The organism is Sulfitobacter sp. L-8 (assembly GCF_056859255.1).
Genome location: NZ_JBSXOD010000018.1, coordinates 28,181 through 39,987 on the forward strand (window position 1 = coordinate 28,181; position 11,807 = coordinate 39,987).

Annotated in this window: 12 protein-coding genes and 1 tRNA gene; 5 read left to right on the forward strand and 8 right to left on the reverse strand. The window is 55.2% G+C overall.

The window, feature by feature from the left end; genetic code table 11:
• Positions 1-389: 389 nt before the first annotated feature.
• From AC13DE_RS01090 to AC13DE_RS01110, 5 genes are all read right to left on the reverse strand, one after another.
• Positions 390-1,247 (reverse strand): acyl-homoserine-lactone synthase, encoded by an 858-nt coding sequence (locus AC13DE_RS01090; RefSeq protein ID WP_483046737.1) that lies wholly within the window; start codon positions 1,245-1,247, stop codon positions 390-392.
• Between the two features lie 81 nt (positions 1,248-1,328).
• On the reverse strand, positions 1,329-2,030 hold the full coding sequence (locus AC13DE_RS01095; RefSeq protein ID WP_483046738.1) for an autoinducer binding domain-containing protein: 702 nt from the start codon (positions 2,028-2,030) through the stop codon (positions 1,329-1,331).
• A 234-nt stretch (positions 2,031-2,264) separates the two neighbouring features.
• A complete protein-coding gene (locus AC13DE_RS01100) occupies positions 2,265-2,861 on the reverse strand; it encodes an SDR family oxidoreductase (protein WP_446312354.1) in 597 nt (198 codons plus the stop codon).
• 122 nt (positions 2,862-2,983) lie between these two features.
• Complete coding sequence (locus AC13DE_RS01105) at positions 2,984-4,360, reverse strand: NAD-dependent succinate-semialdehyde dehydrogenase (RefSeq protein WP_483046739.1); 1,377 nt, start codon at positions 4,358-4,360, stop codon at positions 2,984-2,986.
• A 196-nt stretch (positions 4,361-4,556) separates the two neighbouring features.
• Complete coding sequence (locus AC13DE_RS01110; RefSeq protein ID WP_483046740.1) at positions 4,557-5,444, reverse strand: 2-dehydro-3-deoxygalactonokinase; 888 nt, start codon at positions 5,442-5,444, stop codon at positions 4,557-4,559.
• Positions 5,445-5,706: 262 nt separating this feature from the next.
• Here AC13DE_RS01110 and AC13DE_RS01115 point away from each other — a divergent pair, with 262 nt between their 5' ends.
• The 4 genes from AC13DE_RS01115 (at position 5,707) to AC13DE_RS01130 (ending at position 9,826) form a co-directional block, all read left to right on the forward strand.
• Positions 5,707-6,630 carry a choline ABC transporter substrate-binding protein gene (locus AC13DE_RS01115; protein WP_446298230.1) on the forward strand — a complete coding sequence of 308 codons (924 nt, stop codon included), beginning with the start codon at positions 5,707-5,709 and terminating at the stop codon, positions 6,628-6,630.
• Between the two features lie 80 nt (positions 6,631-6,710).
• Positions 6,711-7,544 carry a choline ABC transporter permease subunit gene (gene choW, locus AC13DE_RS01120; protein ID WP_483046741.1) on the forward strand — a complete coding sequence of 278 codons (834 nt, stop codon included), beginning with the start codon at positions 6,711-6,713 and terminating at the stop codon, positions 7,542-7,544.
• On the forward strand, positions 7,541-8,581 hold the full coding sequence (gene choV, locus AC13DE_RS01125) for a choline ABC transporter ATP-binding protein (protein WP_483046742.1): 1,041 nt from the start codon (positions 7,541-7,543) through the stop codon (positions 8,579-8,581). Before choW ends, choV begins: the two co-directional genes overlap by 4 nt.
• A gap of 327 nt (positions 8,582-8,908) precedes the next feature.
• Positions 8,909-9,826, forward strand: a complete 918-nt coding sequence (locus AC13DE_RS01130) for a hypothetical protein (protein WP_483046743.1) — start codon at positions 8,909-8,911, stop codon at positions 9,824-9,826.
• A 47-nt stretch (positions 9,827-9,873) separates the two neighbouring features.
• On the opposite strand, the gene AC13DE_RS01135 is transcribed toward AC13DE_RS01130, so the two are convergent.
• Positions 9,874-10,749 carry a hypothetical protein gene (locus AC13DE_RS01135; protein ID WP_483046744.1) on the reverse strand — a complete coding sequence of 292 codons (876 nt, stop codon included), beginning with the start codon at positions 10,747-10,749 and terminating at the stop codon, positions 9,874-9,876.
• Between the two features lie 129 nt (positions 10,750-10,878).
• Here AC13DE_RS01135 and AC13DE_RS01140 point away from each other — a divergent pair.
• Positions 10,879-10,954 (forward strand) — tRNA-Thr (locus AC13DE_RS01140).
• 329 nt (positions 10,955-11,283) lie between these two features.
• Here the strand turns inward: AC13DE_RS01140 and AC13DE_RS01145 are convergent.
• Positions 11,284-11,631, reverse strand: a complete 348-nt coding sequence (locus tag AC13DE_RS01145) for a YnfA family protein (protein WP_483046745.1) — start codon at positions 11,629-11,631, stop codon at positions 11,284-11,286.
• The coding region (locus AC13DE_RS01150; RefSeq protein WP_483046746.1) for a transposase domain-containing protein at positions 11,622-11,807 on the reverse strand (186 nt) is incomplete at its 5' end. The genes AC13DE_RS01150 and AC13DE_RS01145, both read right to left, overlap by 10 nt.

The following is an 11,807-nucleotide window of genomic DNA, read 5'->3' on the forward strand; positions in this document are numbered from 1 at the left end:
TTAAACAATACGAGCACTCACCCATTTTCAAATCACATCTCGGCACAATCAAGCCAATGACAAAGGCTAATTTATGTCATTATAGTAAATTATAACGAACGGCATTTTTTTGAACAAATATGTCGCCGTTTGCGGGATATAATGCCTATTTCGGCGGCCGAAATTCACCCTCCCACCGCTTATAAAGAATATGCAATCTGCACGCTGGGACCCAGGCCACCAATGATGGGAAGTTCAGCAGCGCATTTGCGTTTCAGTCTAACGGTGACAAAGGGTTCAAAAGCGTGACATGCTTAAGAACCCTCATGGTGTGAAATCTTGTCAATAACGTCGAGTAAATATTGGATGGTCACGACCGGGCGCTACTTCAGCGTTTTCATCCCATCTTGTCAGCAAACCTTCAGCAACGACTTCGACCCTTCAAGAAGACCTGCTTCAAGAAGGATGTTGTTCAGACGCTGCGCCGCGTTGTGTTCGTCAGTCGATGACGCATCGAGCACTTGATCGATACAGTAATCTTGCAGCAGCGCATAGGTGTCTTGCGGTTGGGTCGGCTCTGTCATCGCTGCACGGGCCGGTGCAACCCCGGCGGCTTCGCGCCCTGCATCGGACAAGGCACGTTCGCGCTCCGTATCTACAAACACGTTGCCTTGTACGCCCGCAAAGTTCCGGATACGCGCGATGCGGTCGTCGCTGCAATCAAGCAATGCCGCCATGGCTGCGACTTTGCCCATCGGGGTTGTCTTGCCGACGTACCCATATGGTGCACAATCCGACCGTTTGAGAACCCGGTTCATCACCGGATCTATGACGGTAACGATGTCCGAAATCCCTGAATCCCGGGCATATTCCAACGAGGCGGCCATCAGTTCGCATGTCGCATAGCTGATCGAGTTGCGCGAATTGCCGCGATCAAGCGCATCGGTGTCCACACAAAATCGTGTGGATTCCCACAGCGTGGCGCTGCGCATCGGGGGCTGCCCGTCCAGAATGCTTGAAAACACATCCGACAGCATGTGCGGCCCGGTTGTTTGCAAGGCACGAACGCACGAAACCACCTTGTTGTCGTCATTGATCCCGATGACATATGCGGGATCAAGCGCGTCGTATTGGTCTATTTCCAGCCCGTCTTTGATGTCGACTTCCCAGCCAAGTCTCTGGCCGAAGACCCGTGCCCGCAGTGCATACATTTCGTCCAACAATTGTGTGTAGCGGTGGCGGTTTGTCCCGTCGATAACAATAATCATGGTTCTCTCCAGTTCCAGTCCATCTGGAATGAAGAGCACATATCTGCATCATAGCGCTATTAGGGAAATCCCGTATCTGGGTCAGATCGGATAGATAAGTCCCAAGCCTATCGCGCGACCAACGGCCTGCGAGGTATTCAGCGCCGATAGCTTGGATCGCCCCGAGCGCAGATGCACCTCAACCGTTCTATTCGAGATCGACAAGATATCCGCGACGTCTTGCTGAGACTTGCCAGCTGCGATCCATTGCAGAACTTCCACTTCGCGGTTTGACAAAGTGGGATGGGTCAGCCTTCGTGAAAGGGCGCTGGTTTTCACGACGTTGTCATGAAGGAATACGGCGGCATTTTGCAGGTCTCCCAGGATCGTTTTCTTGAGCTGCTTCCATTCGCGATCCGAACAGTTTCGCGTGACGCTGAACAGCCCGATATCTCCGAACGGACCGCGTACCGGGATGGTCAGCCCTTGTTCATGAATTCCGAAATCCCGCGCTGCGTAAAAGATGGTCTTGAAAGACTCTTCTTCTCGCAGCCGCTGCCAATCAACCGGGGCGATGCTTCTTTTTGCTATTTTCAATGTTGGATCTTGGTGCAGGAAGCCTCGTTCGACATAGTGCGCCTGCCAGGCATCGGGATAGTTTACGAAACCGTGGACGGAGTGATCCAGCGGGTTCATTCCCGCGTAAGCCGCGTAATCAAGCTCGTGAGCTTCACAGACTGAATCCAGATAAGAGCGCAAGTTGTTCTGGGGAAGCGGCAGCTTGCTAAGATCGATAACAGACAAATTACCTCATCCCTAAAAACACCAGCACTCCGGCCGAAGCCGGTTACGTTAACGCTTTCAACGTAACCGGCTCCAAGATTTGCGCACTATTACACAGTAATGGCGATGATCCAACTGATCAAATTAACCATTCGAGGGTGGGTGTTAGGGATAAAAGGGCCGCGCAAGCGCAAGATGAACCTGTCAGTGTTCGGAATCGTGACACATTGCGGTGCCATGCAGGTAATGCGTGGCTCAGGCCGATTGCATGTCAACGGCCTGACCGTCAAGGCACCCGCTGATCGCAGCATCGGCCAGAAGATGCGCGACGTCGGCGCGCGATGCCGTGGCGGATTTATCGACGGCATCGCCCAACGTAACCTCCTGATGGCGGTCATCATCCGTCAGGGCGACAGGGCGCAAGATCGCATAGGTCAACCCGGAGGCTTTCAAATGCGCATCGGCGTCGTGTTTGGCCTTTAGGTAATGCGCCAGATCGCCTGTGGGGTTCGCTTGATCCGCACCGACAGAGCTTAACATGACGAACCGCTTTACGTCAGACCTGCCTGCAATATCGACGAGTTTTTTCGCACCGTCACGATCCACCTTGTCTGTCATTTCGGCACCGGTATTCCCACCTGATCCAGCAGCGAATATCACCACATCCATATTATCGCAGACGTCGGACGGCAGATCGGCAAGATCCCCGCTTCGCAGGTTCACACCATGGGGAAGGTCGCCGGTGTCAGAGCTTTCGCGCACCAACGCGGTGGGCTGGTGACCTCGATCCATCAAATACTGCAGAACCTGGCGGCCGGTTTTGCCGGTAGCACCAGCAACAAGAATATTCATCGTCATGTAAAATCTCCATCATTCACTGTTTCGGGTTCAATATTGCTAACAGACGGCCAGCCCGAGGCGCCGACGCGCCCCGGTTACACGTTTGTTCGCATGACCCGTCGGATACAACGCGATCAGGGCAGGAATATCGCCTTGGCGTTTACGAACTCTTTCATACCAAACCCGCCATGCTCTCGTCCGTAGCCCGAGTTTTTCACGCCACCGAACGGCATGTTCGGGTCAGCGGCTCCGAACGAATTAATCCGAACCATTCCGGTATCGAAGTAATTCCGCGCCAGCTTCAGCGCGCGATCCTCATCCGTGGAGAAAATGCCGCCGCCCAAGCCATATCGGCTGTCATTCGCCAAACGCATCGCATCTTCGTCGTCTTTGGCGCGGATCACCGATGCGACGGGGCCGAATATTTCGTCGTCATACGCAGGCATGCCGGGCGTGACTTCGGCCAAGACAGTGGCGGGGTAATACGCGCCGGTGCGGTCCGGGGCCTTGCCACCACACAGCAATTTGGCACCCTTGGCGACACTTTGTTCAACCTGTTCCTTGACCGTGTCGAATTGCCCTTGGCTCGACAATGGCCCAAGCTGGGTCGCCTCGTCAGTCGGATCGCCCAAAGTAATCTTTTTCATCTGCTCGACAAATGCATCGACAAAGGCGTCATACACTTTGTCCGCGACGATAAAGCGCTTGGCTGACACGCAGGTTTCCCCATTGTTGTAAAGACGCCCGATCACTGAAAACTTTACAGCGGTTTCTATATCGGCGTCTTCGAGAACCAGATACGCATCGTTCGACCCCAGCTCGAGCACGGTCTTCTTGAGCACCTTGGCGGCAACCGAACCGACATGGCTGCCGGCTTGATCGCTTCCTGTCAGGGTTACACCGCGCACCTTGGGATGTTCTATCAGCTTGTCGCTTGTATCATGGTCGATCAGTATGACCTGAAACAGATCCTCGGGAAGTCCTGCTTCGATACACAGTTCACGCAACCGAAGGCCCGACCCGGTGCAGATACTGGCGTGCTTCAACACACACCCGTTTCCGATCATCAGGCTTGCCGCTAATACCCTGACCGGTTGATAGAGCGGAAAGTTCCAAGGCTGGATAGAGTATATCACCCCGATAGGCTGATAGCTCACTACCCCGCGTTTTTTGCCGCCAGCGTGGGTACGTTCCTCGTCTGCCAGCAACTCGGGTCCGTGCTTGGCAGTATAGTCGAAAATGGCGGCGCAGATTTCCACTTCTGTGCGACCGTCCTTTAACAGTTTTCCGGTCTCTTGCGTCATCAAGGCTGACAGGTCATCGACGTTATCGCGAAGCTTCTGCGCGATCTTGGTAAGATAGGTGGCGCGTTCCTGGCGCGGTATCTCACGCCATTTCAGAAATGCGTCATGACACGCTTCGACACGTTGGGTGGCCTCACGCTCCGACATCAGGTCATAGGTCTGGATTTCTTCTTCGGTGGCGGGGTTGATGGTTGTGATCTTGGACAAGCTCGATCTCCTTTATGCTTACCAAGACAACGGCCGGTCCGGGGGAGGGGTTCCTGACGGTCACAAGGTTGTCAGCCAAAGGTCATCCCATGTTGACAACACGTCAGCGGGATTGCACCGAGCGGCCCTCGCGCGCCATGCGCAACCGGGCCGAGGGGCATGTCGCGACGACAACTACGTTGCATGAACGCGTGGCTTAGTTCTTTTTGGCACACCATTCTTGATAGCAATGCCGCAACCCCGCAAGAACCCGCGGTGCGCGGGGCTCGATTGTTGCTTGAACGCCTTGGGCCTTAAGGGCACGGGCGTAAAGTGCCCCCCAAGGGTCGTCGGCAATAATCGCAACCTGCCGACCCAGCCAATACGGGCGAGCCCCTGACAGTTCCATTCCGATCAACCCGCCCACAAGCTGTGAATACCCCGCCGTCGGAGAAATCTCTTTCAGCGCGGCTCCGGCGGATATCTGTGCCAAAGACGCGGCAAAGCGCTCCGGACGCGTCATGATTTCGTCAACCGCGATATCAAAGACAGGTTCGTCCAGATCGCCGGGCCCCGGGCTGTTCTTCTGCGCCGGACCGAATGTCAACTGGCCGGCCAGTTCCGGCGTCAGAAAAGATTGAAAGCTCACGACTTCACCGGCGCTTATATGCGACCAATGCGCATTTTTAGAGACGGTACAAACCACACCGTCGAAATCCGGCGTCCCGGTCAAAAAACCGCTGATCGCTGTCGCGCTGCCTTGCATCAGCCCAAGCGGACGGGCCTGCTTCAGCCCGGGTGTCGTCAGTACCGAAACCCTGGGGTCCTCCACCGCAAGGCGACTTAATGTACCGGCGGGTTCCGACGGCACGGGCATTGAAATCTGCGCGGGCAGGGGCGAATAGCCAGAACAGATAACGGGAATAGTTTGGTCATCGGACAGGTAAGGTTCAAGGGCATGCAACATTGCCCCCAGTTCCGCACCAACGCTGCCGGGTGGAATTATGTCATGCTGGACAACATCGCCATCCGTATCATGGGCCCAGATGTGAATCCCGGGGGCCGCGAAATCGACGGCTATCCAGTCTACGTTTCGAGGGTTCATCGCGATGGACCGCTAAAATTTGCAGAAAATGCTAGGCAGATTATCATCCCGTTGATCCCATCCAGTTTCCTCCCGCTGTGCGGGCAGGTCACGTATCGGCTTTTCCAAGGTTGGCTATCCCAGAGCGCCGGGATTTTGCAACTGCTATGTCAGTCTAGCATATGTAATCGGTCGTGTGGCCCAAGATTTCGGGTTGCATCAACCCCGGCATTCGCGCTCTACTATGTCACCAATAATAATTACAATCGGGAGCCACTTTAACATGAAAATCCTAGCCGCGACGACCGCCTTGTCCCTGTCTTTCGCCAGCAGCCTTGCCGCCGCCGGTTGCGAAGAGATCACATTTTCCGATGTAGGCTGGACCGACATCACCGCGACCACGGCAGCAACCACGGTCATTCTAGATGCGCTCGGGTATAAAACCGACATAAAGATATTGTCCGTGCCTGTCACCTATACATCGATGGCCGCCGGGGACATCGACGTGTTCCTGGGTAACTGGATGCCCACGATGGAAGCAGATATCGCGCCTTACCGTGACGCTGGGACCGTGGATACCGTGCGTACGAACCTGACCGGTGCGAAATATACGCTGGCTGTGAACAAAGCCGCCGCTGACATGGGCATCAAGACATTCGCGGATATCGCTGCGAATGCAGATGCGCTGGACGGAAAGATCTATGGCATCGAAGCCGGGAATGATGGCAACCGCCTGATCCAGTCGATGATCGACGATGACGCGTTTGGTCTGAAGGATTTCAAAGTCGTTGAATCGTCCGAACAGGGGATGCTGGCGCAGGTGAAACGAGCCACCAGCAAGGGCGATCCGGTGGTGTTTCTCGGGTGGGAACCTCACCCGATGAATTCCAACTTTGATCTGACCTATCTCGAGGGGGGCGATGACTTCTTCGGGCCTGATCTGGGCGGGGCGACGGTCAAGACCAACACCCGCGCAGGTTATGTCAAAGAATGCCCAAATGTTGGCAAACTGTTAAACAACCTGGAATTCACGTTGGCGATGGAAAACGAGATCATGGGAGCGATCTTGGACGATGGCAAGGACCCTGCCGAAGCCGCGACAGCCTGGATCAAGGCCAACCCCGACGTCCTGAACACCTGGCTGGCCGGTGTGACCACCAAGGATGGTGGCGACGCGATGGCGGCGACCCAAAAGATCACTCAATAAATCTGGGTATATGAATAAAAGGGCCTGCTATAAGCGGGCCCTTTTTGGTACGATTTGACAGCAGCGCTGCGGAGGCAAATATGAACTGGCTCACTGACAACAAGATTCCGGTCGACGATGGGGCCGAGGCTGCTTTCAACTGGTTGCTCATCAATGCCGGTTGGTTGTTCGACGGGCTGGCCGCCGCGATGGAATGGTTGATTGATGCTATCCTGTGGGTGTTGCAAACCCCGCATCCGCTGGTGATTATCGCCGTATTCGCGGGGCTGACCTGGGTAATCCAGCGCAATCTGAAGATGCCTTTGTTGATCGTGGCGGGGTTCTTGTTCATTCTGAATCAGGGCTATTGGGAGGAAACTACCGAAAGCCTGACGCTGGTGCTGTCAGCCTGCGTCGTCTGCATGGGGGTAGGCGTGCCAATCGGCATTGCCGCCGCGCACCGGCCGCGGCTGTACCGGTACATGGCACCTGTGCTTGACTTGATGCAGACCCTTCCAACCTTTGTTTACCTCATTCCCGCGATCGTGTTCTTCGGTATCGGGATGGTCCCCGGCCTTATTGCCACGGTAATCTTTGTGCTGCCAGCACCGATACGGCTGACCCAGCTTGGCATTGCATCCACGCCAAAGGAATTGCTTGAGGCGGGGCAGGCATTCGGCGCGAAACCCAGCCAGACACTATGGAAAATCGAATTGCCTTATGCCTTGCCGCAGATCATGACGGGCCTGAACCAGACCATCATGCTTTCGCTGTCCATGGTGGTAATTGCCGCCTTGGTGGGGGCCGACGGACTGGGCGTGCCTGTGGTGCGCGCCCTTAATCAGGTGAATACCGGTTTGGGATTTGAATCGGGTTTGATCATCGTGGTCGTTGCAATCATGCTGGACCGAATGCTGCGGGTGACACGGAAATGAGCGACGAGATGATGAATCCTGCGAATGCCGTTGAGTTTGACAACGTATCTATCGTTTTCGGTCAAAAGCCCGAGAAAGCTTTGCCGTTGATGGACGCGGGGCAGGACCGCGCCGAGATCGAAGCGGCAACAGGGCAGGTGTTGGGGGTGCACAATTGCACCCTCGACGTAAAACAGGGCGAAATTCTTGTGCTGATGGGGTTGTCGGGCTCTGGCAAATCCACGTTGTTGCGTGCGGTGAACGGGTTGAACCCGCTGGTGCGCGGCACGGTACGGGTAAATGACGGCGACTGGAGCTGTGATGTCGCAGCAAGCTCCGCCCCAGATCTGCGCAGGGTCCGGCGTGAATGTGTGTCCATGGTATTCCAACAGTTTGGCTTGCTGCCTTGGCGCACCGTGCGCGACAACGTGGCCCTTGGGTTGGAACTGGCCGATGTTCCCAAACAGGAACGGCTGGACCGTGCGGAAAAGCAGCTTGCCTTGGTCGGGCTTGCCGATTGGGCTGATCGCAAGGTGGGCGAACTCTCTGGTGGTATGCAGCAGCGTGTCGGTCTTGCCCGTGCCTTTGCTACCGAAGCACCGATCTTGCTGATGGATGAACCTTTCTCGGCGCTTGATCCGTTGATCCGCACCCGATTGCAGGACGAACTGCTTGAGTTACAGCGCGAGTTGAAACGGACAATTATCTTCGTAAGCCACGATCTGGATGAAGCTTTCAAATTGGGCGGTCGGATTGCGATCATGGAAGGAGGCCGCATTGTGCAGTGCGGCACCCCGCGCGAGATTTTTTCCAACCCTGCCTCGGCTTACGTCGCCGAGTTTGTCGCGAATATGAATCCGCTCGGGGTGTTGACCGCACGTGACGTCATGGGCCCGGTGGTCGCCTCGGATACCAACCCGGTCGCCACCGAAACCCCGGTGTCAGAGCTGATCGAACAGATGTCCGGGGCTGTGCAGGCAATTCCGGTTGCCGAGGGGCAAGATATCATCGGGACTGTGACTGCGGACAGTATCGTCGCGCGTCTGCACAACAACTGATACGGTGATCCCCACATGCAGCCCATAAGTTGTATTTAGAAAAACCACTATACTTCAGATTGTTTTTTCGCCAAAATCACATTATTTATGCTACGTTTTCTTATGTTCGTAGTTGGTTACTAGCTTAGCGATTTTCGCGGGGCAATTTTTCGCGCCGCTTTATTAGGCCTAATTTCCATACGTAGGGCAAGTTACATGTCATCGCATAATAATAACATTCAAGATTCCAGCACCTTTTCACCGTCACATAACCACGCGCACTCAGACCGGTCTGCCGGCAGGGTATGGGCCAATCCAGTTCCCACAACCAGGGGCGCGCCAAATCCATTGCGCGTTGCGAATACCTTTGCGCCGACGACGCTTGCACAGACCGGGCACATAGGCGTTCTTAAAAGCTCGGAGGATTCAGGTGCACATGCCGATCGGGACCAGGCGGCTATCAGTGCTCTCAAAAGCCAGCTTGAACAGTTGCGCGGTACGAAATCGCCCCAGTACACGGAGCTTGGCCACCTGTCGTTTTGGCCGAACATCGAACGGGCCAAGACCGAGGTCAGAGACCACGGGGCGCATTTCACCGCCATAGGAAAGGTTCAAAGCCTGCACGACGCGATAGACGTCACCTATTTGCCGATATCGTTGGCCAATGCGATCTGTCTTGATCCCGTGATGACGAAAGCTAAAGGGTTCGAGGTTGCGTTGGTTCAGGGAGGTTCAGCCAAGCTGGTCGAGCTGGACAACTGGTCATTGATGAATCTGGATGTGAAAGAGGTATTAGGCCTGGTCAAGCGCTTGCAAGACGAAACCGGTTTATCCGTTGCCGACATCAAGCGATCGGTCGAACCATATACGATTCAAACAATCGGGCTGGCAGAAATGCACCGCTCATACCTGCGTGACATCCAAGAGTTTCCGGTGCTTGTCGTATCGCAAACATGCGCTCAGGCATGGTTGGAAGCCGCGGCCTTGGCAGGGGTGGGGACGCGCCAGATATTGGCTATAGACAACTTGCCGGATCAATCGATGGATACCGGTCAACTGCGTGATGTGCTGGACGACTGCATTCAAAGGCGGCGGCCGGTATTGCAATTGGTCGCGGGCCAGGTGCCAAGTGACGGGCCCGTTGATGACGGACACCCCAACAACGCCACACCGGACCCGCTGGGGCAACTGCTGGACCTACGAAGCGACTATTTTGCCAAAGGTTTGGCATTTCCTCTCAGGGTCGATGGGCTCTCGATAAGCTGAACATGCCGCCCCAAATGCGCGGTGCAGATTGCAGCAAGGCCGTCAAACTAAGGCAACAGCATCCTGATTTCCGGTATCTGCTGGATCTGCGCCACATCTGCGTCGTAAATCTCGGTCATCTGCTCGACCAGTTCATCTGTCCAGTCTGGCATGTCCAGTTCTTCCTCAAGCGCGTCTTCTATCGCGAACTTGTCCAGAAACGCGGCAATCACGCGTTGCTGCTGTATGCCCGTGATCTGTGGGTGCGCCGCCAGATATGATTTGAACCGGGCCATTCCCTCTGGTTTCATGATGGTTTCAAGCAGGTCGAATTCACCAGCAAGCGGCACCGTTGTTGGCAGTACTGTCATCTCGCGCAGGATGTTGCCCCAAATCAGTGGCGCGTCTTCGTTACACCAAACGGTGATATCGATCTCGGGGGCTGAATCGCGCAGCAAGGTCAGGGTGTCTGACCATCGTACATCCAGCGGGTCTTTGTCCCCCCAGAAATGCGTGTCTGAATTGTCGGCGGAAACCTGGTGAAGAATCGGCAAAAGGGTCGCAGGATTACGGATAGCCAAGAAAATCTTCAACTCATCATCCGGAAAAAGCTGCGCCATGCGCATCATCCGAACCGGGGCGGAGGGATACAGCATGCCGTCGATCATCGCCGTCGCCGGGGTGCGAAAGAAATTGGCGTCCGATAATATCACGCGTTCCGCCTGGGAATCCTCCAGGATTGCATCTAGCAGAACATCACGAGCGCTGTCTGACGCCGAAGTTTTATGCATCGCGTTCAAAGTGTCGCGAAACAACCCACGATAGACGCTGTGCTCCGGCACAAAAGTCCCGTGTATGGCGAGCAGGGCCTTATCGGTAAGCAGACTTTTTAACAGTCGGTCTTCTTCAGTATAGTGGGCACCTGCGTGCAAAATTAACTGCATGGGATTTCAGTTCAACTTTCCTTATGTCGTCTTTGCAATAAACCTTCTGGCACGATGTGTAAAACTGCAAAATATTTGCCATTTCCCCTCTTGCACGGTCCGCATCAATCTTCTAAACGAACGCGCAGTGCCCCTATAGCTCAGCTGGTAGAGCAACTGATTTGTAATCAGTAGGTCCGCGGTTCGAGTCCGTGTGGGGGCACCACTTCCTTACCTGAACATGTTGATTTCGCCGGATATAGACGGGTTGGGCGATGCTTGTGCGGTCTTTCTCTGGCGACTGTCTCGGTCAAACGTGAAAAACCCGTCTTTCAATAAATGTGCTGCATACGCTGTTACCGGTACTTGGGTGTGGGGTGCCGTTGGTCCGGGTGTAAGAAATCTGCCCCGGCATCATCCGTGCCAGGTCCGGGTCGGTTGAGCCGCTGATGGTAAGCCCGACGGGACGGGGCCATGCCACTCAGGGCGAGGTCGGCGATGATCACGGGCACCGGGCGAACGCATACAACGTAACCGCTCGATTGATACCGCGTTTTACTTTTGAATCATGGGTGCGATCAGAATGATTGCCATTCCAGTCAGACAGAAGGCTGCGCCGGTGGAGTCCCATCGCGTTGGAACTTGACCCTCTATAGTCCACAGCCAAGCTATGGATGCGGCAATATATATGCCACCGTAGGCAGCATAGGCGCGGCCAGCGAACTGAACATCGACCTTCGTTAACAGGTAGGCAAAAAGTGCGAGAGCTATACCGCCTGGGATCAGCCACCATCCGGAGCGATCAAGTCGCAGCCATGCCCAGAATGCAAAGCATCCTGCGATCTCGGCGACTGCGGCCAGCATATAGATACCGACGTCAGAGATGACGTAAGTTACGGACAATCGGCACTCCAATTCCACGGCAACAACTCATCCAACTGGTTGATCTTATGATCATGGATGCGGTCGAGGATGTCAGCGAGATAGGCCTGTGGGTCCAGGTTGTTCAGCTTGGCGGTTTCAATGACGGTCATGGCGCGGGCGAGTGTTTCCGCACCGGTGTCGGCCCCGGCGAAGAG